The sequence below is a fragment of the Microbacterium sp. CGR1 genome (assembly GCF_001266755.1).
Lineage (GTDB): Bacteria > Actinomycetota > Actinomycetes > Actinomycetales > Microbacteriaceae > Microbacterium.
On record NZ_CP012299.1, the window covers coordinates 1,102,904 to 1,127,251 of the forward strand.

The 24,348-nt window shown below is 66.0% G+C and carries 26 protein-coding genes and 1 tRNA gene; 8 read left to right on the forward strand and 19 right to left on the reverse strand.

The features are described 5' to 3' along the window. Positions 1 to 16: 16 nt before the first annotated feature. From def to AKG07_RS17810, 3 genes are all read left to right on the forward strand, one after another. The gene (gene def / locus AKG07_RS05285) at positions 17 to 583 is read left to right on the forward strand and encodes a peptide deformylase (protein ID WP_072591388.1); all 567 of its coding nucleotides are present in this window, start codon (positions 17 to 19) and stop codon (positions 581 to 583) included. 122 nt (positions 584 to 705) lie between these two features. Next, positions 706 to 1,218, forward strand: coding sequence for a septum formation family protein (locus tag AKG07_RS05290; RefSeq protein WP_233277329.1), 513 nt, complete (start codon positions 706 to 708; stop codon positions 1,216 to 1,218). 427 nt (positions 1,219 to 1,645) lie between these two features. Next, the gene (locus AKG07_RS17810) at positions 1,646 to 1,789 is read left to right on the forward strand and encodes a hypothetical protein (RefSeq protein ID WP_171821922.1); all 144 of its coding nucleotides are present in this window, start codon (positions 1,646 to 1,648) and stop codon (positions 1,787 to 1,789) included. Between the two features lie 213 nt (positions 1,790 to 2,002). On the opposite strand, the gene AKG07_RS05295 is transcribed toward AKG07_RS17810, so the two are convergent. Beyond that, positions 2,003 to 2,281, reverse strand: coding sequence for a DUF3892 domain-containing protein (locus AKG07_RS05295; protein ID WP_082297833.1), 279 nt, complete (start codon positions 2,279 to 2,281; stop codon positions 2,003 to 2,005). An 88-nt stretch (positions 2,282 to 2,369) separates the two neighbouring features. Beyond that, positions 2,370 to 4,121, reverse strand: coding sequence for a DUF262 domain-containing protein (locus AKG07_RS05300; RefSeq protein WP_053096478.1), 1,752 nt, complete (start codon positions 4,119 to 4,121; stop codon positions 2,370 to 2,372). 154 nt (positions 4,122 to 4,275) lie between these two features. On the opposite strand from AKG07_RS05300, the gene AKG07_RS05305 reads away from it, so the two are divergent. After that, positions 4,276 to 5,325 carry a tyrosine-type recombinase/integrase gene (locus AKG07_RS05305; protein WP_150115078.1) on the forward strand — a complete coding sequence of 350 codons (1,050 nt, stop codon included), beginning with the start codon at positions 4,276 to 4,278 and terminating at the stop codon, positions 5,323 to 5,325. On the opposite strand, the gene AKG07_RS05310 is transcribed toward AKG07_RS05305, so the two are convergent. The 6 genes from AKG07_RS05310 to dusB all read right to left on the reverse strand — a co-directional run bounded on the left by AKG07_RS05310 (position 5,297) and on the right by dusB (position 11,669). Beyond that, the gene (locus AKG07_RS05310) at positions 5,297 to 6,079 is read right to left on the reverse strand and encodes a hypothetical protein (protein ID WP_053096482.1); all 783 of its coding nucleotides are present in this window, start codon (positions 6,077 to 6,079) and stop codon (positions 5,297 to 5,299) included. The genes AKG07_RS05305 and AKG07_RS05310 overlap by 29 nt on opposite strands. A gap of 204 nt (positions 6,080 to 6,283) precedes the next feature. Beyond that, positions 6,284 to 6,359: transfer RNA gene (locus AKG07_RS05315), tRNA-Asn, on the reverse strand. 96 nt (positions 6,360 to 6,455) lie between these two features. Further along, on the reverse strand, positions 6,456 to 7,229 hold the full coding sequence (locus AKG07_RS05320; RefSeq protein ID WP_053096485.1) for an ATP-binding cassette domain-containing protein: 774 nt from the start codon (positions 7,227 to 7,229) through the stop codon (positions 6,456 to 6,458). Positions 7,230 to 7,265: 36 nt separating this feature from the next. Further along, on the reverse strand, positions 7,266 to 9,131 hold the full coding sequence (gene dnaG / locus AKG07_RS05325) for a DNA primase (RefSeq protein ID WP_053096487.1): 1,866 nt from the start codon (positions 9,129 to 9,131) through the stop codon (positions 7,266 to 7,268). After that, positions 9,131 to 10,525, reverse strand: coding sequence for a deoxyguanosinetriphosphate triphosphohydrolase (locus tag AKG07_RS05330; protein WP_053096489.1), 1,395 nt, complete (start codon positions 10,523 to 10,525; stop codon positions 9,131 to 9,133). Before AKG07_RS05330 ends, dnaG begins: the two co-directional genes overlap by 1 nt. Further along, positions 10,515 to 11,669 (reverse strand): tRNA dihydrouridine synthase DusB, encoded by a 1,155-nt coding sequence (gene dusB, locus AKG07_RS05335; RefSeq protein WP_053096491.1) that lies wholly within the window; start codon positions 11,667 to 11,669, stop codon positions 10,515 to 10,517. The genes AKG07_RS05330 and dusB overlap by 11 nt, the downstream gene beginning before the upstream one ends. A 59-nt stretch (positions 11,670 to 11,728) precedes the next feature. Here dusB and AKG07_RS05340 point away from each other — a divergent pair, with 59 nt between their 5' ends. Beyond that, positions 11,729 to 12,223 (forward strand): glutathione peroxidase, encoded by a 495-nt coding sequence (locus AKG07_RS05340; RefSeq protein WP_053096494.1) that lies wholly within the window; start codon positions 11,729 to 11,731, stop codon positions 12,221 to 12,223. On the opposite strand, the gene AKG07_RS05345 is transcribed toward AKG07_RS05340, so the two are convergent. Then, positions 12,220 to 12,912, reverse strand: a complete 693-nt coding sequence (locus AKG07_RS05345; RefSeq protein WP_053096496.1) for a DsbA family oxidoreductase — start codon at positions 12,910 to 12,912, stop codon at positions 12,220 to 12,222. The two genes, AKG07_RS05340 and AKG07_RS05345, sit on opposite strands and share 4 nt — an antisense overlap. Before the next feature lie 53 nt (positions 12,913 to 12,965). Here AKG07_RS05345 and AKG07_RS05350 point away from each other — a divergent pair, with 53 nt between their 5' ends. Then, a complete protein-coding gene (locus tag AKG07_RS05350) occupies positions 12,966 to 13,577 on the forward strand; it encodes an AAA family ATPase (RefSeq protein ID WP_053096498.1) in 612 nt (203 codons plus the stop codon). Here the strand turns inward: AKG07_RS05350 and AKG07_RS05355 are convergent. Together AKG07_RS05355 and recO are read right to left on the reverse strand one after the other, a co-directional pair. Beyond that, a complete protein-coding gene (locus tag AKG07_RS05355; protein WP_053096500.1) occupies positions 13,517 to 14,320 on the reverse strand; it encodes an isoprenyl transferase in 804 nt (267 codons plus the stop codon). The two genes, AKG07_RS05350 and AKG07_RS05355, sit on opposite strands and share 61 nt — an antisense overlap. Next, positions 14,317 to 15,063 carry a DNA repair protein RecO gene (gene recO, locus AKG07_RS05360; RefSeq protein ID WP_053096502.1) on the reverse strand — a complete coding sequence of 249 codons (747 nt, stop codon included), beginning with the start codon at positions 15,061 to 15,063 and terminating at the stop codon, positions 14,317 to 14,319. Before recO ends, AKG07_RS05355 begins: the two co-directional genes overlap by 4 nt. Before the next feature lie 34 nt (positions 15,064 to 15,097). On the opposite strand from recO, the gene AKG07_RS05365 reads away from it, so the two are divergent. After that, positions 15,098 to 15,793, forward strand: coding sequence for a trimeric intracellular cation channel family protein (locus AKG07_RS05365; protein WP_053096504.1), 696 nt, complete (start codon positions 15,098 to 15,100; stop codon positions 15,791 to 15,793). Between the two features lie 69 nt (positions 15,794 to 15,862). Here AKG07_RS05365 and leuA read toward each other — a convergent pair whose 3' ends face one another. Then, a complete protein-coding gene (gene leuA, locus AKG07_RS05370) occupies positions 15,863 to 17,617 on the reverse strand; it encodes a 2-isopropylmalate synthase (RefSeq protein WP_053096506.1) in 1,755 nt (584 codons plus the stop codon). A gap of 196 nt (positions 17,618 to 17,813) precedes the next feature. On the opposite strand from leuA, the gene AKG07_RS05375 reads away from it, so the two are divergent. After that, entirely contained in the window at positions 17,814 to 18,452 is a 639-nt protein-coding gene (locus AKG07_RS05375) for a hypothetical protein (RefSeq protein WP_233277330.1), read from the forward strand. On the opposite strand, the gene AKG07_RS05380 is transcribed toward AKG07_RS05375, so the two are convergent. The 7 genes from AKG07_RS05380 to AKG07_RS05410 all read right to left on the reverse strand — a co-directional run bounded on the left by AKG07_RS05380 (position 18,449) and on the right by AKG07_RS05410 (position 24,343). Further along, positions 18,449 to 19,399 (reverse strand): quinone oxidoreductase family protein, encoded by a 951-nt coding sequence (locus AKG07_RS05380; protein WP_053096509.1) that lies wholly within the window; start codon positions 19,397 to 19,399, stop codon positions 18,449 to 18,451. The genes AKG07_RS05375 and AKG07_RS05380 overlap by 4 nt on opposite strands. Positions 19,400 to 19,479: 80 nt before the next feature. Next, positions 19,480 to 20,376, reverse strand: a complete 897-nt coding sequence (era, locus tag AKG07_RS05385) for a GTPase Era (protein ID WP_053096511.1) — start codon at positions 20,374 to 20,376, stop codon at positions 19,480 to 19,482. After that, positions 20,369 to 21,664, reverse strand: coding sequence for a hemolysin family protein (locus AKG07_RS05390; protein WP_053096513.1), 1,296 nt, complete (start codon positions 21,662 to 21,664; stop codon positions 20,369 to 20,371). Before AKG07_RS05390 ends, era begins: the two co-directional genes overlap by 8 nt. Continuing rightward, positions 21,661 to 22,119: an rRNA maturation RNase YbeY gene (ybeY, locus tag AKG07_RS05395; RefSeq protein WP_053096515.1), complete on the reverse strand. Its 459-nt coding sequence runs from the start codon at positions 22,117 to 22,119 to the stop codon at positions 21,661 to 21,663. Before ybeY ends, AKG07_RS05390 begins: the two co-directional genes overlap by 4 nt. Positions 22,120 to 22,135: 16 nt before the next feature. After that, complete coding sequence (locus AKG07_RS05400; RefSeq protein ID WP_230100781.1) at positions 22,136 to 23,161, reverse strand: PhoH family protein; 1,026 nt, start codon at positions 23,159 to 23,161, stop codon at positions 22,136 to 22,138. Between the two features lie 61 nt (positions 23,162 to 23,222). After that, a complete protein-coding gene (locus AKG07_RS05405) occupies positions 23,223 to 23,570 on the reverse strand; it encodes an HIT domain-containing protein (protein ID WP_053096519.1) in 348 nt (115 codons plus the stop codon). Positions 23,571 to 23,614: 44 nt separating this feature from the next. Then, on the reverse strand, positions 23,615 to 24,343 hold the full coding sequence (locus AKG07_RS05410; RefSeq protein ID WP_053096520.1) for a 16S rRNA (uracil(1498)-N(3))-methyltransferase: 729 nt from the start codon (positions 24,341 to 24,343) through the stop codon (positions 23,615 to 23,617). Positions 24,344 to 24,348: the final 5 nt, after the last annotated feature.

A 24,348-nucleotide genomic window follows, 5' to 3' on the forward strand; every position in this document is an offset into this window, starting at 1 on the left:
CGAGTAGGGTTATGGCGTGGCTGTTCTTCCTATTCGCATCATGGGCGACCCCGTCCTGCACTCCCCCGCTTCCGTCGTCGAGGAGATCTCCGACGACATCCGCACGCTCGTCGCCGACATGTTCGAGACGATGGACAGGGCCCCGGGCGTCGGTCTCGCCGCACCCCAGGTCGGCGTGCCGCTGCGCATCTACACGTACGCGTACGTCGACGATGACGAGCAGCCGTGGCGTGGCGTGATCATCAACCCGGAGCTCTGGATGGTGCCGCTGGAACCCGGCGAGCCGGACGACGAGCTGGAGTCCGAAGGCTGCCTCTCGTTCCCGGGTGAGCGATTCCCGCTGCGGCGCTCGGAGCGGGTGCGGGTCTCAGGCGTCGATCTCGACGGGGCGCCGGTGGAGATCGCGGTCGACGGCTGGCGCGCCCGCATCATGCAGCACGAGTTCGACCACCTCGACGGCATCCTCTACATCGACCGCCTCTCGGACGGCGACTGGAAGACCGTCCAGAAGATCGCGAAGAAGCGCGGGTGGGGCAAGCCCGGCGCGAGCTGGGTTCCCGGCATCGACGATCTGGAAGCCTGACCTCCCCTCCCAGCCCGCTCACAGTCTTCTCGGAGTTGCATCACAGACTCCGGCCCGGATACCGTGCTTGAGGTGGTATTTCAATATGCCACTCACCAAGAGGCTCTGGAGGGGACGAAATGATGAAGATGCGCACGCGACGCGCACTGGCGCTGGCAGGTTCTGCCGTGGCGCTGTCGGTCGCACTGACCGGCTGCAGCGCGCTGAACGGCATCCTGGGGGGCGGTTCGGGAGACGCCGACCGCGACGAGGACACCGGACAGGTGACCGAGAGCTCGAACATCGACATCTTCTCGCTGAAGCTCGGCGACTGCAAGATGGCGAGTGCAAGCGGTCTCATCGAGGACGCCGACGTCGTCCCGTGCGACCAGCCGCACGATGAAGAGGTCTACTACGAGATCACGATGGATGACGGCGAGTTCTCCGAGGAGAACATCGACGCCGCGTCGCAGGAGTGCATCGGCGACGCCTACACGAGCTTCGTCGGTGTCGCCTTCGAGGCCTCGGTGCTCGAGGTCTACCCGATCACGCCGACCCAGCAGACCTGGGACGAGCTGAACGACCGCGTCGTGCAGTGCGTGATCTCCGACCCCGCCGGCCAGACCACCGGGTCGCTCAAGGGCGCAGCGCGCTGATCTCGCTCTGATCCACCGAACGAGGCTCCGTCATCCGACGGGGCCTCGTTCGCGTATCCGGAGGTCACCATCGAATGACCTCGAAGAGACAGTAGCGGGGACTCGCACCGCAGAAAGGGAAAAGCCCCTCCGAAGAGGGGCTTTTCATTGGCTCCCCGGCTTGGACTCGAACCAAGAACCTGCCGGTTAACAGGCAGTTGGTGTGCCTCTCGCCTGTTCCCGCCTGCGAGCGAATGTTCCCCGTGTCCCGCGTGTTTCCGCGGGTTCGAGGGTGACTGTCGTCAACAAGCGGGAGCTGTCGTAACTGATCGCATCCGAACAAGAGCGCTGAATGGGCGCTGAACCGCGCTCTCCTTTGACCCGCGTGGAACTGTGTCGGAAGGTTGTCCCAACGCCGCACCGAGCGGCCCTGACGAAGGGACACACCATGAGCACCACCGCAGAGCCGATCCGCCTGGCAACCATCGATGAAGCCGGATGCCGCCTCATGGAAGAGTACGGCGGCGAGGAGTGGAGCAACGACTACGTCAACGCCGCCGCCGCCGCGTTCACCGCAGTCCGGGAGTTCTAGAAGACTATGGAACGCCGCCCCACTCTCGCCGCGTTCGAGGTGATGGTGGCCCAGCATCTCCTCGCCTGGATGAGCGACGCATACGTCGTGGACGAGCCGCTGCCCTGGGAGGACTGAGCCACCACCTGCCCACGCAGAACGCCCCGACGCCGGTACACCGGGACAGTCGGGGCGTTCTGCGGTTGAGAGGCCGGTCTGCCGAGCGACGTAGCGCTAGAAGGTGGGCAGGCTCAGGAGATTGTTGTTCCACTGCCCGTCAGCGTAGGTGCGGAGATACGGCTGGCCGTTGCTTGGCTTCACAACGCCCACTTGGGATCGACCGCTGCCACTCCCGACATAGGCCTTGCCGCCGCCCTCAACCCAAGCCACGAGGCTGGACTTGTCGTTGTCGCGTGTCTCGTTCGTTTCGAGACCATGCCACTTGTAGCGAACGATCTCATCTTCGGTCTTTCGGGTGCTCCCGTAACGCACGTGCGTGACCTGAATTGACATCGATGTCCCCAGTTCTGCCGCGCCCATCGCGGCGTGGGGTCAGCATTGCACGAACCGCCGACACCACCAGTCGGCTCTGTTCTACGAATCAGAAGCGCTGGGTAATCGCGACTATGTCCGCGCCCGCCGCCTGCATAGTCTGGTCCGCGCTTCGGAAGTAGAACTCTGTTCCCACAGACGCCGGGCCTCGCTGCGGCGGAACGCCGATAACGATGACACCGAGACCGTAGTAGTTGTTGTAATCGATCGAGGCGAGGACGTCGGACTTGAGAGGCTCACTCAACGAGGAATTTCTGATCCCGTCCTTGATACGGCTGAAGTAATCCTCAACTTGTTCGCCGAGGAACGCGGCTTCTCGATCAACACCCACAACGTACCGAGGACCAACCCTGCGCGGCTCGGTTCCGTCGAGAGACTTGATCTTGTCTGCGTCGGAGGACTTGTCAGCCACACCCAAAACGATCGCGCCCGCGGTCGGGCCGTTGTTCGCGATTGCGCAAATCGTACGAACTAGCTTCGGTATCATCCCTGCATCAAGACCGCGGCCGGTCGGTGCCAGCGTCAGCAGTCCCTGTTTCAACTCGTAGTGAGGAAGCTCAATCTGCGAACGCTGGATGAGTCCATCGATGTCGGCTACGGCCTGGCTGCCGTAGATGTTTGTGGCCTTGCCTGGAACAAGGTGCGGCTGGATCAGGCCCTTTACCAAGTTGACCTTCTGAACGCGCTTCTCAGTACTCGTGGCCTTCGCTGACACATGGACTGCCATTCCGGTCAGCCCAGTCTTGAGGCCCGCGTAGTCGGCAACAACGTTGTTGCCCTTGACTAGAAGTTCGTGGAAAGCGAAGAACAGGATCGCGAAGACGGAAGGGAACCCGTTCGTGTTGGGCGAAGTGAAAAGCAAGTCGCGCAGCTTAGTGTTCAATCCCGTCGAGCAAACCTTCTCGATCTCATCTATGCAGAACTTGAACTCGTCGGAGAAGGTATCCGCGCCGTACACCTGGAGCGCGTCCTCGACCCTCGTGCTCTCCGTCGATCCAGCGTCGTAGATTTCGTCTAGAGCGGCCTTCGACCGCTCAACGATCGTGCCTCCTGCTACTGAAGCAAGGATGTCTGCGATGTACTGCTCGTCGAGCGAGTCACGAAGGTCAGTCGATCTCAGAATTCCATGCTTGACCCAGAAAACGTCCTCCGCCTGCACGCGGTAGCCGTGTTTGGTCATGGGTAGGTCAATGCTGATCGAGGGCATCTCTGACAGCGGAAGCACATCGGTCGAAACATCGCCCCGCATCGTCGTCGCAAGCTCACGCACTGTGGTCGCAAATTCATTCTGGACGCCGGACTGACGCCTCTCCTGATCACTAAGGCGGTGTCCGTAAGTGTTGATGCGTTGGAACACGTCATCAATCTCAGCCTCGGATGCGTCCCGCATCACCGTGATCGCCATCACGTAGTCCAAGAACGTTCCGACCTCGCGTTGGCTGAGCTTCTCAGCGTCTTGCTTGGTCTCGACAAGACCCTCATCGACACGAACCTGAGCGCCCGTGAAGTGTGAGATGTCGAAGAATCGTCCGTCCAGCGCGGAGAACCCATTCTCAATGAACGAGATGATCGTGGACAGGCGCTGGAGACCATCAATGATCTCGTACCCGCCTTCGTCTCGTTCCGCGAGCAAGATCGCCGGTACGGGGTACTGGTTCTGAATCGACTCGATCAGCTTCTGCTTCTCGACCTGGGTCCACACGAGCTTTCGCTGGTACCGACGGTTCACGAAGAGCTCTCCTGCTGCGTGCCAGTTATACACAGACTGGATGCTCCGCGGGGCTGGGTCGAGAGTAGGCATAGTGGAAGTATGCCAGCCCGATGCGGTTCACTTGGCCCGCACCTGGCGACCGTCAGCCTTTTCCCGCCCTCTCACCACATAGAACGCCACCGGGCGGGAGCTACCCAACCGGTGGCGTTCTCGTTGGCTACGCGCCATCCTCCTGGGCGCGGTGGTGAAGCTCAGGCGAGCCGCTGGCCGTACTCCTCTGGCTCGGCGCGGCCAGACCTTGCGGGAGGTTGCCGAACAGCTAATTGCGACAACCGTCCGCGACCTCACTCACAGCACTCGGCGCAACGACGAGATGGCGTATCGCCTGCACATCTATCCGACCCTGGGTAGCAGACCCATCAACTCAATTTCGGTGATGGACGTGCAGTCCTGGTACAACGAGCTACGCGAGAAGACCTCTGACCGCACGAAGCAGCCGCTTTCGGATAGCACCGTCCACAACACCGGGGTCACGCTGTCGAAGACGTTCGACTTCGCGTTGCGACTAGGGCTGATCGCGACGAACCCGTACTCGCACATCATCAAGGCTCGCACCCGGCGCAAGCGCCGCCCATTCCTCACCATGCCGCAGGTGCGCCGCATCGGAGAGCTGATGGACGAGCACGAGCCCAACGGTCTCATTCTGCGCTTCGCGGCGTTCACAGGGCTGCGCTCAGGCGAGCAGGCTGCGCTGCGCATCGGCGATGTGACCACGATGATGGGAGCGGTGGCGAGCCGAGTATCGGTGTCCAAGCAGCGGCAGAACCATGCCGACGCGGAAACGAAGACAGAAGCGGGCGTTCGTCACCCGCCACTGTCAGGGCCGCTGAAACAGGAGCTGGAGGACTACCTCGCTACGCACCCACACCGCCACGACCCGACTGCACCCCTTTGGCCCGGACGACAGCCAGGAACTAAAGGCCACCCAGCAGGGCTGGACTACGACCGTCCGTTCGACATCGCATCTCTGAAGCGGTACTACTTCAAACCGGTGTTGAAGCGGCTCGGGCTGGAGGACTTCAGCTGGCACGACCTCCGCCACTTCTACGCGACGACGCTGGTCCACTCCCGGCGCTACTCAGACAAGCAGGTGCAGGAGTGGATGGGGCACGCGAGCTACGCGTTCACGCTGGACCGCTACGGCCACGCCCCGGAAGAAGACATCATTTCGATGCCGTTCGACGACATCTACGCAAGGTCTAACGTCACGCCGATGGAACGCCGGGCCGTCTAGCCATCGCACCCGACGTGAACCAGTGCACGAGTGGCACGGCCAACAAGACGGCGGCCTCTGCCTCAGCCTGTGTCGGCTTCCGATAACCGTTACCGCCATGGCGACTCTCCTGGCCGACCCAAAGCGCATCCGCCATCTTCACCGCAACGTCTGCGTCCGGTGTCGGCAGGTCGAGCTTCCAGTCCTTCTGCGCCTTTAGGTCGCGCACGATCGTACCGAGTGTGGCTTTCTTGTTGTTGGGCGTCACGATCTTCGCGGCAGCTTCTTCGACAGCCTTGATCGACTTCTCGTAGGCTTCCTCCGGATCCGGGTCTCTGCCGAACGCGGCATGCCAAGCTTCAGCGAGCAGCGCACCCGCGGAGCCGGAGTTGGCAATCGTGTTGTCGGCGGCGAGCACGACGCCCTCGGGCACACGTCTCTCGAGGGAGGCGTGGCCGTCGCGGAGGCCCACGCGCCATTCTGATCCTCCATCGCTCAATATTGCTTCGAGGTACCCGAGGACATCGTCGGCAGCCTCATCATTGCCAACGCGGTAGACGAGGAAGTCCAGAAAATCAACGAACTCCTCTTCTTCCATCGCTTCATACACCCCCTCCACACCGTCGCGGATGAAGAGGTTGACGAGCGAAGTCGGTCTCCGAACGGCGGTCTCGTACTCCTGCATGATCTGTTCATCGGGGTCGAGTGTGTTGTACATGCTGTACACCGGCTTCCGCGAAACGGCATCCGCCCAGTCGAGCACTTTGGAGCGCATCCAAGACGGCACCCCGGGATGTAGAGCTTCAAGTTGTGTCGGGTCTGCGCCACGCCGTTTCCAAGCCATAGCACCATCTTGGCTGATCTCTCCGACATCGCCTCGCAGAAACGAGCGCTGAAATCGCGCTGATTCCTGATTTCGGCGGCGGGAAGGGAGAAGGCCCGGAACCTGACTTTACTCAGGATCTCCGGGCCTTCTCATTGGCTCCCCGGCTTGGACTCGAACCAAGAACCTGCCGGTTAACAGCCGGCTGCTCTGCCAATTGAGCTACCGAGGAATGTGCTCCGCTGTGCGGGCAACTCGTCAATCCTAGCAAACTCCGGAGCGTGGTCGTGACACGGGCCGCAGGTCGGGCGTGTCGTCCGCGCCCCTGTCAGTGGCCCGAATCCGCCTCGGCGTTGGGCGCCCACAGCAGGTCCTTGCCGACACCGCGGGCGACCACGTGACCCCCGCGCAGCATCAGCGTCTCCGCATTCAGCTCACGGATGAAGTCGGCGTCGTTCGTCACCAGCAGCGCGCCCATCCCCTGCTCCTTGCGCCGACGGGTGATCGCGTCGAACACCACGGGCCGCACCTCGAGATCGAGGTTGGCGAGGATCTCGTCGGCGATGAGGACCCAGGGCTCGAGCACGAACGATCGCGCGATCGCCACACGCTGACGCATGCCTGCGCTCAACTCGTACGGGAACCTCGCGGCTGTTCCGAGAGGCAGGTGCAACTCGTCGAGCAGCGTCGCGACGCGGATGGAGAGCGCCTGGGTATTGACCCGCTTCTCGCGGATCAGGATCGGCTCTGAGATGATCTCGCTCACCGTGAGCTGGGGAGGGAGGTCGGCACCGGCGCCCTGCGGAACGAATCCCGTGCGGTAGGTCAGCAGGCGATGCTTGCGACCCGGCCGGCGGATGTCGACTCCGCACACCTGAGCGCTGCCTCCGACGACCCGGACCGACGGATCCGTGGATCCTGCCAGCGCCGCGACGAGCGTCGACTTGCCCGAGCCGGTCGGGCCGGCGACGCAGATGAGCTCGCCCGGTGCGAGAGCGAAGCTCACCCCGTCGATCGCGCGGGTGGGGCCGCTGTGCCCGATTCGATCGATGACCAGATCAGAGCTGTCGATCGCGTTGGTCGATTCGGGCCGGGAGAACATTCCTCCATCCTGCCTTGCCGCGCCTGACAGCCGGCGTTACGACTCGGCGAACCGCTGACGCTCGACGTCGATGTCGCGAAGACGCATCCGCAGGGCGCGCCCGCCGTCCGAGTCCGCGGGAACCCGCTGCACGGCACCGAGGAGCTCCTGCTTCTCGTGCTCGAGGATGCGCATGATGAGCCGCTTGGCGAGATCGGTCGTCGAGGCGACGGCGCCGTCTTCGTTGCGAGCCGGGAACGGCGTCATCAGCAGCTCGCCCGCGAGCGATCGGTAGGGTTCACGCACCGAGTTCACGGCATCCGTCACCCAACCGGCGCGGGTGCGGTCAGCCGCGGCCGCGACGGCCTCGCGCACGGCGTCGAGCCCCGGGGTGCGGAACGGAGCGCTGAGGGCGCGGGTGAGCAGCGCCTGATCGATCTGGTGACCGTACTGCAGGGCGCCCATCAGCGCGTCGCGTTCGACCGCGACATCCGCGGTTCGCGGCAGGCTCGCAAGAGTGACCGGAGCCATGCCCGGCGCCCCTGTGGCGGAGTCGATCGAGGTCTCGTGCCTGGCCGCCTCGTGCCGCGCGGACTGCGCTCCCCCACGTGCGGCACGTTCGACCTCGTTGCGCACCTCGGTGGGGTCCATGCCCAGCCTTCGCGCGAGCACCCGCTCGTATCCGGGTCGCAGCAGACGATCGCGAATCTCCGCCACGATCGGCGCTGCCGCGCGCAGCGCGCCCACCCGGCCCTCGACCGTCGAGAGGTCGAAGCCGCTGAGCTTCCTGTCGATCGCGAACTCGAACATCGGCTGCTTGGTCTCCATGAGGGAGCGCACGGCGGCATCACCGCGCTGCAGCCTGAGGTCGCACGGGTCGAGGCCGTCGGGCGCCACAGCCACGAACGTCTGCGCGTTGAAGCGATCGTCCTCGGTGAAGGCGCGAAGCGCGGCCTTCTGACCTGCCTCGTCGCCGTCGAAGGTGAAGACCACCTCTCCGGAGGCGTTGTCGTCGCCCATCACCCGGCGGAGCACCTTGATGTGATCGGTTCCGAACGCCGTGCCGCACGTCGCGATCGCGGTCGTGAGGCCGGCGAGGTGACACGCCATGACATCGGTGTACCCCTCGACCACCACGACCCTGCGAGGATCGCCCCGCGAGATGTCGCGCTTGGCGAGATCGAGGCCGTACAGGACCTGGGCCTTCTTGTAGATCGGCGTCTCAGGTGTGTTCAGGTATTTCGGCCCCTGGTCGTCTTCGAAGAGCTTGCGCGCACCGAACCCGATCGTCTGACCGGAGACGTCGCGGATCGGCCAGACGAGGCGGCCGCGGAAGCGGTCGTAGACGCCGCGCTGACCCGTCGACACCAGACCGGCAGCACTCAGTTCCTCGCGCGTGAACCCCTGAGCCGTGAGGGCTTTCAACATCTTGTCCCACCCGCGCGGCGCGAACCCCACGCCGAAGTGCGCGGCAGCGCCGGCGTCGAAGCCGCGCTCCCCGAGGAACCGGCGTCCCGCCTCCGCATCGGCGGTGAGCAACTGGCCGCGGAAGTACTCGGCGGCGGCGGTGTTGGCCGCATAGAGACGACTGCGTCCGCTCGTCTCCGGTGCCGACCCGCCGTCTTCATAGTGCAGCGCGTAGCCGAGGCGGCCGGCCAGTCGCTCTACGGCCTCGGTGAAGCTGACGTGGTCCATCTCGCGCAGGAACGAGTAGACGTCACCCGATTCACCGCATCCGAAGCAGTGGTAGTAGCCGACCTGGGGCCGCACGTGGAAGCTGGGGCTCTTCTCGTCATGGAACGGGCACAAGCCCTTCAGCGAGCCGACTCCGGCGGACTTGAGTGCGACGCGCTCCCCGACGATGTCGGCGATGTTCGTGCGGGCCTTGACCTCGTCGACGTCGGCCTGGCGGATGCGGGGCATCAGCCGACCCCTTCGATGACCGCCTGACGCGGGGTGTGCTGACGAGCACCCGGTCGCGCATGTCTCGGAGTCCAGATCCCGACCTCCGCAGGGTCGATCTCGCCGACGAGCCTGTTGTGCCAGTCGATCGCGCTCTGATCGGTGAGGCTCGCGATCTGATCGACGATCACGCGGGCGCGCTCGGCGTCGCTCGTCGCCGCGAGGAAGTCCGCCGAGAAGGCGGGCTCGAGCACGTCCGCGCCGGCAGACCACAGCGCGTCGGTCGACCAGAGGGCATCGGCCAGACGCTTCAGCACCCGCCGCTGCTCTTTGTATACGCCCTTACGGGCATCGATCGTGACGATCGCCTGCCCCATGATGCCCTTGAGCACGGCGATCTCAGCCTCGATCACCCGCGGCACCACGACGTGAGCGTTGTAGCGCACGAGAGCGGGACCGGAGTATGCCTCACGTGTCGCCGAGACGGCTGCTCTCGCGAAGCGGCCGATGAAGTCGCTCGTCAGGTTCTTGAGCCGGGCGAGGTCATGCCGTGATCGGTCGAAGGACTCCAGCCACATCGGCTGGGAGGCGAGTCGATACAGGGCATCGGCGAGGTCGTCGCGGGTGAAGTCGTACCCGACCCACTGCTGGATGCGGTCGATGAGCGCCTCATGCTGACGCGGATCGGACAGCTGCGCGACATCGACGTAGCCGTTGACGATCGCATCCTCGAAGTCGTGCACCGAATAGGCGATGTCATCGGACAGATCCATGATCTCCGCCTCGATGCAGCGTCGGCGTCCGGGGACTCCCTCGCGCAGCCACCGGAAGACCGCCTCGTCCTCGGGATACACGCCGAACTTGAGTCGACCTCCCGGGTCGGGCACGGGGCTGTCGGCGGTCCACGGGTACTTGCAGGTCGCGTCGAGGCTGGCTCGCGTCAGGTTGAGTCCGACAGAGCGCCCGTCGTCGTCGATCGCCTTGGCCTCGAGACGGCTCAGGATGCGCAGCGACTGCGCATTGCCTTCGAACCCGCCGATCGGCTCGGCCCACTCGTTGAGCGCACGCTCGCCGTTGTGCCCGAAGGGAGGGTGTCCGAGATCGTGACTGAGGCACGCGGTGTCGACCACATCGGCCGAGACTCCGAGTGCGGTGGCGAGTTCGCGTCCGACCTGGGCGACCTCGAGCGAGTGGGTCAGACGATTGCGGGCGAAATCGGCTGTGCTGGCCGGGCTGAGCACCTGGGTCTTCGCGGCCAGTCGACGCAGAGCCGCCGAGTGCAGCACGCGCGCACGGTCGCGGGCGAAGTCGTCTCGTTCGGATCGATGGGTCTCGGCGAAGAATCGCTCGGCATCGCGCGGGTCGTATCCGTCCGAGCGTCCGCGAGCCGGGTATGCCTGAGGATCAGCCGCCACTGTTCTCGATCTCCGCCCCTCGCATCATCTCTGAGGCCGACGCCGCGAGTTCCCGCGACTCCAGCCACTTGTCCGGCAGCGCCGGGCGTTTCGGGCGACCGGACCGACCGCGCTGTCCTTCGGCATCGGCGCCGGGGTACGGCGCCGAATGATCGAGCTGGCCGAGCAGCTCGTCGATCTCGGCGAGGCTGGATGCTGTCGCGAGCCCCGTCCGGATGTCGCCGCCGACCGGATAGCCCTTGAAGTACCACGCGACATGCTTGCGGACATCGCGGCATCCGCGGTCCTCATCCTCGAAGAACTCGACCAGCAGCTCGGCGTGGCGACGGAAGGCATCGGCCACGAACCCGAGGGTCGCGTCGACCGGATGCGATTCCGCGCCGAAGGCCGCCGCGAGCTCGCCGAAGAGCCAGGGACGACCGAGGCATCCACGTCCGACGACGACTCCGTCGCAGTCGGTCTGCTGCATCATGCGCACGGCGTCGTCGGCCGACCAGATGTCGCCGTTGCCGAGCACGGGGACGCTGGTGACGGCCTGCTTGAGCTCGCCGATCGCGTTCCAGTCCGCGAAGCCGGAGTAGAACTCGCTCGCCGTCCGCGCATGCAGCGCGATGGCCGAGACACCGGCGTCTTCGGCAGCGCGCCCGGCGTCGAGGAACGTGAGGTGGTCGGGATCGATGCCCTTGCGCATCTTGATGGTCAGGGGCACGTCGCCCGCCGCCTTGACCGCCTGGGTGACGATCTGCGAGAAGAGAGAGCTCTTCCACGGCAGCGCCGCTCCCCCGCCCTTGCGCGTGACCTTGGGGACCGGGCATCCGAAGTTCAGGTCGATGTGGTCGGCGTGGTCTTCGGCGACGATGATGCGGACGGCCTCGGAGATCGTGTGCGGGTCGACGCCGTAGAGCTGGATCGACCGCGGAGTCTCGGACTCGTGGTGGCGGATGAGTCGCATCGTGGTCTCGTTGCGCTCGACCAGCGCGCGCGAGGTGATCATCTCGCTCACGTAGAGCCCCGCACCGTATTCGCGGCACAGCCTGCGGAACGCGGTGTTCGTGATACCCGCCATGGGTGCGAGGACGACCGGCACGTCGAGGGCGATCGGACCGATGTTGAGGGTGCGAGCTGAGGCGGTGGCGAGAGTCATGTCCCCTCCATTCTCCCAGACACGGAGCCGGTCTCGGCGCATCGACCTAAGCTGTGAATATGACCGATCCCGCAGTCCGTTCCATCCCCTTCACAGACGCCGACGGCAACGAGAAGACACTCGATGATCTGGGTGCCGATGTCGTCCTCGTGGTGAACGTCGCCTCGAAGTGCGGCCTCACTCCGCAGTACGAGCAGCTCGAGGAGCTGCAGCGCCTGTACGGCGACCGCGGGTTCAGTGTCGTCGGGTTCCCCTGCAACCAGTTCTTCGGGCAGGAGCCGGGATCGGTCGATCAGATCCTCGAGTTCTGCTCGACCACGTACGGTGTGACCTTCCCGATCAACGACAAGGTGAAGGTCAACGGCAAGAACGCCACCGATCTCTACAAGACGCTCAAGGAGACTCCGGATGCCGGCGGCAAGGCGGGTCGCGTCGAGTGGAACTTCGAGAAGTTCCTGGTGCTTCCCGACGGAGAGGTCGTCCGCTTCCGCCCGAAGCAGAAGCCGAACGACCCCGAGATCGTCGGCGCGATCGAAGCCGCGCTGACCCGCTAGACCGCGGCCGTCTCGGCTTCCGGCTCGGTCTCACCGCGCTTGGCCCAGAGGTCACGCAGGACGTTCTCGAACGCTGCGGGCGGCTGCGCTCCGCTGATTCCGTACTGACCGTCGATCACGAAGAACGGCACGCCCTGGATCCCATAGGCCTGGGCCTGCGCCTGGTCCTGGCGGACGTCGGCGAGGTGACGAGCGGACACCAGTGCTTCTCTCGTGTCGTCCGGGTTCAGTCCGACCTCGACCGCGAGTTCGACCAGGTCGTCGATACGGCCGACGTGCTTGCCCTCGGTGAAGTACGCGGACATCAGCCGCTCCTCCATCGCGTGCTGCACACCCTGCGCCTTCGCGAAGTGAAGGAGCTCGTGCGCCTTCACGGTGTTGGTGTGCTGGAGGAGGTCGAAGCGGTACGCGAGCCCGGCGTTCTCGGCGACTCCGGTGACGTGCGACAGCATCTGCTCGACCTGGTCGCGCGGCATCCCCTTGTGACCGGCGAGGAAGTCGATCTCATCTCCGTCGAAGTCGACCGGGGTGTCGGGCGAGAGCTCGAACGAATGGAAGGTGATGTTCACCTGCGGCGCATCGTCGTCGCCGGAGACGGCTTCGAGACCCTTCTCGAGGTTGCGCTTGCCGATGTAGCACCACGGGCAGGCGATGTCGGACCAGATGTCGATCGAGATGGCTTCACTCACATTGACATCCAACCGCATGCACCTATGGGCTATTCCGTCGTTAGGATTCTCAGATGCTCTCCGCCGACGATCCGCTGCCGCTTCGGCCGGAGAGAGTGCTGATCGCCGGTGTCACAGGATCGGGCAAGACGACGCTCGCACGACGCATCGCCGACCTCTGGGATCTGCGTCACGTCGAGATCGACGGACTCTTCCACGGTGAGAACTGGACTCCACGGCCGTCCTTCCTCGACGACGTCCGCGCCTTCGCTGCGGAGGACCGCTGGGTCACCGAGTGGCAGTACACGAGCAAGGGAACCGATGAGATCCTCGCTCCTCGTGCGAAGGTCGTGATCTGGCTGGACTACCCGTATCGCGTGGTCCGGGCACGTCTGCTGCGGCGCACGCTCGGGCGCAGCATCCTGCGCACCCGCATGTGGAACGGCAACGTCGAGAAGCCGATCTGGCGGATGTTCTCGGGAGATCCCGAGGAGAACATCATCGCCTGGCAGACGCTAACGCTGCACAAGTGGACCGAGCGGATGCCCGGCGTCGTGAGCGAGCAGCCCCATCTTCTCATCGTCCGGCTGCGCCACCCGCGAGAGACAGAACGATGGCTGCGGGCTCAGGCGGAAGCGTCAGGGGTGTCGATCGCCCCGCCGAAACGACGATCGCGGGACAGGTAGACCCCGATCGCGCGCCAGAGCTCCTCGCGAGAGAAATCGGGCCAGAGCGTGTCGAGGAACACCATCTCGGCATAAGCCGCCTGCCAGAGCAGGAAGTTCGAGGTGCGCTGCTCGCCGGAGCTGCGCAGGAACAGGTCGACGTCGGGCATGTCCGGCACGTAGAGGTTGCGACGGATCATCTTCTCGGTGATCGCGTTCGGTTTCACCCGTCCCGCCGCGACATCGGCGGCGATCGCGCGCATCGCGTCGACCAACTCGATACGCCCGCCGTAGTTCACGCACATGGTGAGGGTGAGCACGTCATTGTTCTTCGTGAGCTGCTCCGCGTACTGCAGCTCTTTGATCACGCTGCCCCACAGCCGGGGCTTGCGTCCAGCCCATCGCACGCGCACGCCCCACTCGTTGAGCTGATCACGTCGACGGTGCAGCACGTCGCGGTTGTACCCCATGAGAAAGCGCACCTCCTCGGGAGACCGGGCCCAGTTCTCAGTCGAGAACGCGTAGACGGAGAGATGCTTGACCCCTGCCTGGATCGCACCGGCGACGACGTCGAGGAGCACTTCCTCCCCCGCCTTGTGCCCCTCGACGCGGTTCAGTCCGCGGCGGTTCGCCCAGCGGCCGTTGCCGTCCATGACGATGGCGACGTGCTCGGGCACCGCTCGGAACGCCGGCGGGTGGACGCCCGTCCAGTCGAGCGGACGATACGCGACGGCATCCTTGTGGGTGTAGGGCTTGGGGCTCACCGTGCTCCTTCTCGAGGGATGTCGGCCACGAGGTGGGCCAGCGAGCGGATGCCGCGCTCCAGGTGCCACTGCGCATAGGCAGCGACGAGGCCCGATGCCGCGGCGTTGTCCGCGTGAGGCGCGGCATCGATCGCCTCCCACTCTCCGGTCATGAGGGATCGCAGCAGCGACAGGGTCTTCTCTGCCACCTTCGGACTTCCGGCCGGCGCGCAGTTCACGCATACGGCGCCTCCGAGCTGACCGACGAAGTGCGCGTGCGGGCCGGGGGCGGCGCATCGTGCGCAGTCGCCGAGAGACGGCGCCCATCCCGACAGTGCCATCACGCGCAGAAGGTAGGAGTCGAGGATGCTCCTGGGGGAATGCTCGCCCCGCGAGAGCGCACGCAGCCCGCCCACCAGCAGCAGGTACTGCTCGGGCGTCGCCTCGGAGTCGCTCAGCCGATCGGCGGTCTCGACCATCGCGTTCGCCGATGTGAACCGGTCGTAGTGGGCCGCGATGTCGGAACCGTAGGAGCCGAGCGACTCCGCCTGCTGCACGATGTCGAGCGAGCGTCCCTGATACAGCTGCACGTCGGCCACCATGAACGGTTCGAGGCGCGACCCGAACTTCGACGACGTGCGCCGGACGCCTTTGGCCACCGCACGGATCTTGCCGTGCTGACGCGACAGCATGGTGACGATGCGATCCGCCTCACCCAGCTTGTGGGTGCGCAGGATCACTGCTTCGTCTCGGTAGGTGGGCACCGTTCGATTATCCTCCGTGCGGGAGAATAGAGGCGTGACCGAACCGCTCTTCACCATTCCGCTCTGGGCGGACCTCCTCGGCGTCGGCCTCGGCGGCGTTCAGGGCGCGATGTTCGCGTCGGGGTTCCAGGGGCAGCGACGACTCGACTGGCTCGGCGTCGCGATCATCGGCATCATGATCGGCATGGGCGGCGGTCTCATCCGCGACATCCTGCTCGGTCAGACTCCGGCCACGCTGCAGAGCAACTGGTACTTGCTCACGGCCACCGGCGCCTCGCTGCTCGGGATGCTGCTCGCGGGACTCTTCAACCGTCTCAACACCGTCATCGTGGTGCTCGACGCCGTGGTGATCGGCATGTTCGGCGCGTTCGGCACGAGCAAGGCGATCGCCTTCGGCATCCCTCCCGTTCCCGCGGTGTTCATCGGCGTCTGCGCAGCGGTCGGCGGCGGCGTGCTGCGCGACATGCTGATGGGCCTGCCGACCTCGATCATGCATGTCGGCTCGCTCTACGCCGTCGCCGCCGGTGCCGGCTGCGTCTTCATCGCCACCGCGAACGGACTAGGGATGTCGATCACACTCGCCGCCGTGCTCGGCATCGTCGTCACCGCGGTGATCCGAGTGCTCGCCGTGAGCTTCGACGTCTCGCTTCCGGAGCAACGTCGCCTGTATCGCCGCAAGGTCGCCGCAGAGACCGGAGTGATCCAGGTCGTCAAGCCGAGCCCTGAGTGACCGATCCTCGGCACGGGGCAGACGTAACGCCCCCGCGGTCGATGACCGCGGGGGCGTTCTCGTCGACCGTCAGACCGCTGCCAGCTCCAGCTGGCGCGTGCGGATCGAGCGGTTGACGCCCGAGACGATCGCCTTGAGGGATGCCGTCGAGATGTCTCCGTCGATGCCGACGCCCCACAGGCGCTGATCGCCGACCTGCAGCTCGACATACGCCGCAGCCTGTGCGTCGCCACCTGCACTGAGTGCGTGCTCGACGTAGTCGTAGAGAGTGATGTCGAAGCCCTGACCGCGCAGCACCTCGATGAACGCAGCGATCGGTCCGTTGCCGTTACCGGCGACGGACACCTGCTGATCGTCGTCGCGCAGTGTCACGTCGAGCACCACGTCACCCGACATGTCGCTGCGGGTCTGCGTCGAGAGCAGCTCGAACCGCCCCCACTTGGCCTCGGTGTCAGTGGCGGGCAGGTACTCGTCGTTGAAGATCGACCAGATCTGCTCGCTCGTGACCTCGCCGCCCTCGGCGTCGGTCTTGTTCTGGACGACGCCCGAGAACTCGATCTGCAGCTTGCGCGGCAGGTCGATCGCGTGGTCCGCCTTGAGCAGATAGGCGACGCCGCCCTTGCCGGACTGCGAGTTCACACGGATCACGGCCTCATAGGAGCGTCCGAGATCCTTCGGATCGACCGGCAGGTAGGGGACGGCCCATTCGATGTCGTCGACCGTGACGCCTTCAGCCTCGGCACGGGCAGCCATCGCCTCGAAGCCCTTCTTGATCGCATCCTGGTGCGACCCGCTGAACGCGGTGAAGACCAGGTCGCCCGCCCACGGCGACCGCTCGGGCACCGGCAGCTGGTTGCAGTACTCGACGGTGCGCTTGACCTGGTCGATGTCGCTGAAGTCGATCTGCGGATCGATGCCCTGCGTGAAGAGGTTGATGCCCAGCGCCACGATGTCGACGTTTCCGGTGCGCTCGCCATTGCCGAACAGGCAGCCCTCGATGCGGTCGGCCCCGGCCATGTAGCCGAGCTCGGCCGCCGCGATCGCCGTGCCACGGTCGTTGTGCGGGTGCAGCGACAGGATCACGTTCTCGCGGTGCGCCAGGTTGCGGCTCATCCACTCGATCGAGTCGGCGTAGACGTTCGGCGAGGCCATCTCGACGGTCGCCGGCAGGTTGACGATGACCTTGCGGTCGGGGGTGGGCTCGAAGACCTCGATCACCTGGTTGCAGACGTCGACGGCGAACTCGAGCTCGGTTCCCGTGTAGCTCTCGGGCGAGTACTCGTAGTAGACCTTCGTGTCGGGGATGGTCTTCTCGTACTGACGGCACAGCCGAGCACCCTCGAGCGCGATGTCGATGATGCCCTGCTTGTCAGTGCGGAAGACGACCTCGCGCTGCAGCACGCTGGTCGAGTTGTAGAGGTGCACGATCGCCTGCTTGGCCCCGGAGATCGACTCGTACGTGCGGGCGATCAGATGCTCGCGCGCCTGGGTCAGCACCTGGATGGTGACGTCATCCGGGATCAGGTTCTCTTCGATGAGCTGACGGACGAAGTCGAAATCGGTCTGGCTCGCCGAGGGGAATCCGACCTCGATCTCCTTGTACCCCATGCTGACGAGGAGTTCGAACATGACGCGCTTGCGCTCGGGCGACATCGGGTCGATGAGCGCCTGATTGCCGTCGCGGAGGTCGACTGCGCACCAACGGGGCGCCTCGGTGATGCGGGCGTCCGGCCAGGTGCGGTCGGGCAGGTTGACCGTGATCTGCTCGTGGTACGGCCGATATTTGTGGATCGGCATCGCAGACGGGCGCTGAGTGTTCTGCATGATGGGGCTTCTTCTCTTCGTCAGAATTGTGAACGGGCCAACACAAGCGCCGCGACGAGGAAGGCCCTAGCTTTAGGACTCGTCGCGGCAGCTAAGAAGAAGCAGACCGCCGAAAGGCATGCGGCCATGGTAGCAGGGATGCCGATCCGCTCAGAGCCGCCGTGAGACGATCACCCGTCACGAGACACTGTCAGGCATGAGCACATCGCACAGCCGCATGCTACTCGCCGCCGTCGCCGTCATCGGGATGTGCGGCCTCGCCGCCTGCTCGTCCGGTTCCGGAGCTGCATCCGCGCCGACGAGTTCGGCCTCACCGACCTGGGATGCCGCGAGCGTCCCACCGCCGGAAGGACGGGTGATCGGCACCGGCACGGTGCTCGATGTGGACGGTGAGCCTCGGCTCTGCCTCGGAATCGTCGCCGAGTCGCATCCCCCGCAGTGCTCGGGCCTTCCCCTCGACGGCTGGACCTGGGACGGGGTAGACGGGAGCGAATCCAGCGGCGACACCACGTGGGGAACCTACGCGGTGTACGGAACCTTCGACGGCGAGCGATACGCGGTCACTGATCCTCCGATCATGCTCGCCCTGTACGACCCTGTCCGACCGGAGGATCCCACGGGCGGTGTCCCAGGCGCGAGCTCCGAGGCTGAGCTGGCGCAGGTGTCCGACGAGCTGTCGAATGCCGTGGGACGCGATGCGCTCACCCTGTGGACCGAACGCGGCTATGTCTGGATGCAGGTCGTGTGGGACGACGGGTCGGTGCAGAACGCGATGGATGCGGCGTACGGAGATGGGGTCGTGGTCGTGACCTCGGCGCTGCGCGAGATCGATTAGGACGACGGGATCAGAGCGAGCTTTCCGCCGGGGTGCCCTTCGGCGAGCAGAGCGAGTGCCGCCGGAGCCTCCTCCAGGGCGAACGTCCGCGCCACGGGAACGATCAGATCTCCGTTCTGAGCGAGAGCGATCAGTTCCCCGCGCACCTCGTCCCGGAATCGGGCGCTGACGGGCATCGAACCGGCGATCACCCGGATGCCGTCGGAGGCGGCCCTGCCCATCGCTGCGATCGTGACGATGCGCTGGCGGTCTGCGACCAGCTCGAGGGACACGTCCACGGCCTCGTCCGTGCCCACCGCGTCGAGGGCTGCCGAGACGCCCGCCTCGCCCGCGGCCCCCCGGACCCGATCCGCCAGGCCGGCCCCGTATCGCACGGGGACTCCCCCGAGACGACGGACGACGTCGAACCGCTCGGCGCTCGCGGTGCCGATCACTCGGATCCCCCGCAGCGCGGCCTGCTGCAGCACGCTCACTCCCACCGCTCCCGACGCGCCGTGCAGGAGGATCGTCTCCCCCGGTGCCGCGCCGGTCACCCAGAGCATCTCAGCGGCCGTGGTGCCGGCGAGCAGCAGATTCGCGGCTTCCGCGTGCGTGAGTGTGGTCGGCTTCGCGAAGGCCTTCTCGGCAGGCACGGTCAGCTCGGTCGCGTATCCCCCGCGCACGCGGAAGGCGACGACCTCGTCCCCTTCTTTCGCCTCCCCCGAGCCGATCCGCGTGTCGGGTCCGATCGCGCTGATCGTGCCCGAGACCTCGTAGCCGATCGGCACAGGCAGCTGCACGCCCTGGTGAGCAGACGCGACGTGCTTGGCGTCCGCGGGATTCACCCCGGCGGCCTCCACGCGGATCGTCACCTCACCGCGGCCGGGAGACGGCACCTCGTAGTCGACGAACTCCCATGTCTCAGGGGCGCCCCACGACGATGCGATCCAGTGCTGTGCGAGTGTCATATCGCGACCCTACCCCTGCGGGAGAGTCCTGCGGCCGTACCGCTGGAGCGCCGGATCCTCGCCGCCTCTCGTGTCGAGGGTCAGAAGCCGAGGCGGCCGAGCTGCTTCGGGTCGCGCTGCCATTCCTTCGCGACCTTCACATGGAGGCCCAGGAACACCCTCGTGCCGAGAAGCTCTTCGATCCCGACACGTGCCCGACGTCCGACATCGGCCAGACGCTTGCCCTTGTGGCCGATGATGATCGCCTTCTGGCTGTCACGCTCCACCACGATGGATGCATGCACATCGGTCAGGTCGGTTCCCTCACGCGGGGCGATGTCGTCGATCACGACCGCGATCGAGTGGGGAAGCTCGTCGCGGACCCCGTCGAGCGCGGCCTCGCGGATCATCTCGGCGATCCGGTCCTCTTCCGACTCATCGGTCGTGACACCCTCGCCGTACAGAGCCGGCCCCTCGGGCATCAGTGCGAGCACCTCGTCGGCGAGCACCTCCAGCTGGTCGTTCGTGAGCGCGGAGATCGGGATCACCGCGTCCCAGTCCTCGCGCAGCGCGTCGACCTCCATCAGTCGCTCGGTGATCTGGTCGCGACTGGCCGCGTCCGTCTTCGTGACGATGGCGATCTTCTTGGCACGACGGTATCCGTCGAGGGACGTCGCGATGCGGCGGTCGCCGGGCCCGACCTTCTCGGTCGCCGGCACGCAGAAGCCGATCACGTCGACGTCGCCGAGCACCTGTTCGACGAGGTCGTTCAGGCGCTCGCCGAGGAGCGTACGGGGCTTGTGGATGCCGGGGGTGTCGACGATGACGAGCTGCCCCTGCGGACGGTTCACGATCCCGCGGATCGCCCGTCGCGTCGTCTGCGGCTTCTCACTGGTGATCGCGATCTTCTCGCCCACCAGCGCATTCGTGAGAGTGGACTTCCCGACGTTCGGTCGTCCCACGAAGGTCACGAACCCGCTCCGCGTCTGCTCAGTCATCGTTTCCGTCTCTCTCATCTGCGGCATGACCCGCGTCGTCTGCCGCTCGTTCCACGAAGACGGTCGCGATTCCGCGCCCTCGTCCTCGAGACGCGCCGCCGGTGAGGGTCAATCCCTCGACCGTCGCTGTGGATCCCGGTTGCGGGACCTGTCCGAGTGCCTTGCCCAGCAGACCGCCGATGGAATCGACGTCCTCGTCCTCGAGCTCGAGGCCGAACAGATCGCCGACGTCCTCGAGCGAGAGTCGGGAGCTCACGCGATAGCGTCCGTCGCCGAGTTCGACGACCTCTGCCGATACCTGATCGTACTCGTCGGAGATCTCGCCCACGAGTTCCTCGATGAGGTCCTCCAGGGTCACGAGCCCCGAGATGCCGCCGTGCTCGTCGATCACGAGGCACACGTGCACGGCATCCCGCTTCATCTGCTGCAGGAGGGTCTCGGCGCGCATGGACTCCGGCACGAAGGTCGCGGGTCGCGAGATCGGACGGATGGATGCGGTTCGCCAGGCGTTCTCGTCGCGGAAGGCGAACAGCACCAGGTCCTTCAGATAGAGCACTCCGACCACGTCATCGGCGTCGTCGTCGACCACCGGCATTCGGGAGACGCCCCGCTGCAGGAACAGCGTCATCGCCTCGCTCGTGGTCGCCGTCGCATCGACCGTCACCATCTCGGTGCGCGGCACCATCACCGCACGCACGAACTGGTCGGTGAAGTCGAATACGGAGTGGATGAGGTCGCGGTCGTCAGCCTCGATCAGATCGTTCGAGGCGGCCTCGTCGACCATGCTCAGCAGCTGCTCCTCGGACGTGAACGAGCTGCGTCCCCGCCCGGGGGTCACCCGGTTGCCGAGCACCACGAGTCCGTGAGCGAGTGGCCCCAGGATGATGCGCAGCCCGCGGACGATGCGTGCGTTGGCCCGGAGCATGCCCTCGGCGTGGTGCCGCCCGAAGGATCGAGGGCTCGCCCCCACCAGCACGAAGCTGATACCCGTCATGAGCAGCGCTGCGGCCAGCATCGCCCACCAGATGTTGTCGAACAGGATGCTGAACGCCACCGTGACGAGCACCGCGGCCGCCGTCTCGGCGAGCACGCGGATGAATGCGACGGCGTTGACGTGTGCGTCAGGGTCGGCGGCGATGCGCACCAGCTGGGGGCCGTTGCGCCCCTCCGCGCCCATCTCCTCGATGTCCGACCGGGACGTGACGCCGAAGGCGGCGTCGATCGCCGCCATCAGGCCGCCGAAGGCGACGAGCAGGACAGCGCCTGCGAGCAGGAGGGCCGCGGTCATCGTCGACGTTCAGCCGCGGCGAAGCCCTGGATGAGCTCCTTCTGCAGTCCGAACATCTCGCGCTCCTCGTCGGGCTCGGCGTGATCGAAGCCGAGGAGGTGCAGCAGACCGTGGGTGGTGAGCAGGATCAGCTCGTCCATCAGGGTGTGGCCGGCGGCCTGGGCCTGAGCCTCGGCGACCTGAGGACACAGCACGATGTCTCCCAGCAGCCCCGGGGCCGTGGGGCGATCCTCGGTGCCCGGGCGCAGCTCGTCCATCGGGAAGCTGAGCACGTCGGTCGGACCGGGCTCATCCATCCACTGCACGTGGAGGGCCTCCATGGCAGCCTCGTCGACGAGCACGATCGCGACCTCGGCGTCCGGGCTGACATGCATCTGCGCGAGGTTGAAGTCGGTCAGGCGCTGCAGCACGGTCTCGTCGACGTCGATGGCCGACTCGTTGTTGATCTCGATCATTGCTGTGCTCGTTTCATCAGGAGAGGCCTCGTTTCGGCATCCGGTCTCGGGGTCCTGGTCGCTGTGCGCCCCGCCGGTCGGCACGGTTGGCGAACTCCGCCGCCTGCTCGCGCTCGTAGCGCTGGGCGGTGCGCCGCTCGTCATACTCGCTGTAGGCGTCGACGATCCGTCCGACCAGCGAGTGACGCACCACGTCGTCGCTCGTGAGCCGCGCGAAATGGATGTCGTCGATGCCGTCGAGCACGCGGGTGACGAGCCGGAGTCCCGAGGATCCCTGCGGGAGATCGACCTGGGTGATGTCACCGGTGACGACCATCTTCGACCCGAAGCCGAGACGCGTGAGGAACATCTTCATCTGCTCGGGAGTCGTGTTCTGCGCTTCGTCGAGCACCACGAACGAGTCGTTGAGCGTGCGGCCGCGCATGTAGGCGAGAGGGGCGACCTCGATCGTGCCCGTCGCCATCAGACGAGGGACGATCTCGGGGTCCATCATCTCGTTCAGCGCGTCATAGAGCGGGCGGAGGTACGGGTCGATCTTGTCGGTGAGCGTGCCGGGCAGGAATCCGAGCCGCTCTCCGGCCTCGACCGCGGGGCGGGTGAGGATGATGCGGGTGACCTCTTTGCGCTGCAGGGCCTGGACTGCCTTGGCCATCGCGAGGTAGGTCTTTCCGGTACCGGCCGGGCCGATGCCGAAGACGATCGTGTTCTCCTCGATCGCGTCGACGTACTCCTTCTGCCCCAGCGTCTTGGGACGGATGACCTTGCCCCTGGTCGACAGGATCGCCTCTCCGAGCACCTCGCTCGGGCGAGGGCCGCCGTCGTTGCGCAGCAGGCGGGCCGAGCTCGTCACGTCGCTCGGGGCGAGGTCGTGGCCGGCCTTGGTCATGGTCATCAGCTCGTCGACCAGGGTCTTCGCCTTCGCGACTGCCTCCGGCGCGCCGGTGAGCGTGATCTCGTTGCCGCGCACGAGCACCTGGACGTCGCGGTGCTCCTTCTCGAGCATCCGGAGCAGTCGATCCTGCGGGCCGAGGAGCTGCACCATGGCGACGCCGTCGGCGTAGATCTTCTCGACGGCGGTGTCGGATGCGGTCAGGTCGTTTTCGTCAGAAGCCAACGAGCTTGCTCTCCTCGATGTTGCCGAGCACATGGGCGTGCACGTGGAAGACGGACTGGGCGGCGCTGGCGCCGTTGTTGAAGATGAGGCGGTATTCGCCGTTCGCATGCTCGGAGGCGAGCTGCTTCGCAGCCGCGACGATCTCCGCGAGCAGACCGGGGTCGCCCTCGGCGAGCTCCGTGACGTCGCGGTAGTCCTCGGTCTTGGGGATCACGAGCGCGTGCAGCGGTGCCTGCGGGTTGATGTCCCGGATCGCGAACACGCGGCCGGTGTCGAGCAGGATCTCACCCGGGATGTCGCCGTTGAGGATGCGCGTGAAGATCGAGGGCTCGGACATGCTCCCAGTCTACTGACCGCAGCACTGCCGGGTCCGTAGCCTGATCACCAGCGGCTGAGTGCGACCGACAGCACGGCGATCGCAGCCGGGCCCGCCGTGGACGTGCGCAGCACGGTGTCTCCGAGCAGCACACGCTCGGCGCCGGCGTCCGACAGCTTCGAGAGCTCGTCGTCGGAGATACCACCCTCGGGCCCGACGACGAGGACGATGTCCCTGCCGTCCGGCTCGAGCTCGGACAACCGCACGGGGGCGGTCGGGTCGAGAAGCAGCACCCGCTGAGATGCGGCGCGTCTCGCGAGGTCTGCGGTCGACGCCGGAGGCGCCACCTCCGGGACCCACGCCCGGTGAGCCTGCTTGGCCGCCTCGCGGACGATCGTCGCCCACCGCTCGCGCCCCTTGACGGCCTTGGGACCATCCCATCGGGACACGCTTCGACTCGCCTGCCACGGCACGATCTCATCGACACCGAGCTCGCATGCCGCCTGCACGGCGAGCTCGTCGCGATCGCCCTTCGCGAGAGCCTGCACGAGCACGATGCGAGGGCTGGGCGCGGGGTCGACCGATCGCTCGGCCACGCGCACGTCGACGCGGGACGGAGACACCTCTTCGGCGACGCCGGTCAGCCACACCCCCGAGCCGTCGCCGACCGTCACCGCCTCGCCGACGCGGAGCCGTCGGACGACGGCGGCGTGCTTCGCCTCGGCGCCGGTGAGCGACACGAGGTCGCCGACCGCGGCATCCGAGGAGTTCTCGACGAGGAAGTGGAGTGCCATGAGCG

What these genes read in the sequence shown, in the direction of transcription:
- AKG07_RS05290 (WP_233277329.1), top strand. Translation starts at nt 706, where the DNA reads ATGAAGATGCGCACGCGACGCGCACTGGCGCTGGCAGGTTCTGCCGTG.
- AKG07_RS17810 (WP_171821922.1), top strand. Translation starts at nt 1,646, where the DNA reads ATGAGCACCACCGCAGAGCCGATCCGCCTGGCAACCATCGATGAAGCC.
- AKG07_RS05295 (WP_082297833.1), bottom strand. Translation starts at nt 2,281, where the DNA reads ATGTCAATTCAGGTCACGCACGTGCGTTACGGGAGCACCCGAAAGACC.
- AKG07_RS05300 (WP_053096478.1), bottom strand. Translation starts at nt 4,121, where the DNA reads ATGCCTACTCTCGACCCAGCCCCGCGGAGCATCCAGTCTGTGTATAAC.
- AKG07_RS05310 (WP_053096482.1), bottom strand. Translation starts at nt 6,079, where the DNA reads ATGCGCTCCAAAGTGCTCGACTGGGCGGATGCCGTTTCGCGGAAGCCG.
- AKG07_RS05320 (WP_053096485.1), bottom strand. Translation starts at nt 7,229, where the DNA reads ATGTTCTCCCGGCCCGAATCGACCAACGCGATCGACAGCTCTGATCTG.
- dnaG (WP_053096487.1), bottom strand. Translation starts at nt 9,131, where the DNA reads ATGCCCCGCATCCGCCAGGCCGACGTCGACGAGGTCAAGGCCCGCACG.
- dusB (WP_053096491.1), bottom strand. Translation starts at nt 11,669, where the DNA reads ATGACTCTCGCCACCGCCTCAGCTCGCACCCTCAACATCGGTCCGATC.
- AKG07_RS05340 (WP_053096494.1), top strand. Translation starts at nt 11,729, where the DNA reads ATGACCGATCCCGCAGTCCGTTCCATCCCCTTCACAGACGCCGACGGC.
- AKG07_RS05350 (WP_053096498.1), top strand. Translation starts at nt 12,966, where the DNA reads ATGCTCTCCGCCGACGATCCGCTGCCGCTTCGGCCGGAGAGAGTGCTG.
- leuA (WP_053096506.1), bottom strand. Translation starts at nt 17,617, where the DNA reads ATGCAGAACACTCAGCGCCCGTCTGCGATGCCGATCCACAAATATCGG.
- AKG07_RS05375 (WP_233277330.1), top strand. Translation starts at nt 17,814, where the DNA reads ATGAGCACATCGCACAGCCGCATGCTACTCGCCGCCGTCGCCGTCATC.
- AKG07_RS05380 (WP_053096509.1), bottom strand. Translation starts at nt 19,399, where the DNA reads ATGACACTCGCACAGCACTGGATCGCATCGTCGTGGGGCGCCCCTGAG.
- era (WP_053096511.1), bottom strand. Translation starts at nt 20,376, where the DNA reads ATGACTGAGCAGACGCGGAGCGGGTTCGTGACCTTCGTGGGACGACCG.
- AKG07_RS05390 (WP_053096513.1), bottom strand. Translation starts at nt 21,664, where the DNA reads ATGACCGCGGCCCTCCTGCTCGCAGGCGCTGTCCTGCTCGTCGCCTTC.
- ybeY (WP_053096515.1), bottom strand. Translation starts at nt 22,119, where the DNA reads ATGATCGAGATCAACAACGAGTCGGCCATCGACGTCGACGAGACCGTG.
- AKG07_RS05400 (WP_230100781.1), bottom strand. Translation starts at nt 23,161, where the DNA reads ATGGTGCAGCTCCTCGGCCCGCAGGATCGACTGCTCCGGATGCTCGAG.
- AKG07_RS05405 (WP_053096519.1), bottom strand. Translation starts at nt 23,570, where the DNA reads ATGTCCGAGCCCTCGATCTTCACGCGCATCCTCAACGGCGACATCCCG.
- AKG07_RS05410 (WP_053096520.1), bottom strand. Translation starts at nt 24,343, where the DNA reads ATGGCACTCCACTTCCTCGTCGAGAACTCCTCGGATGCCGCGGTCGGC.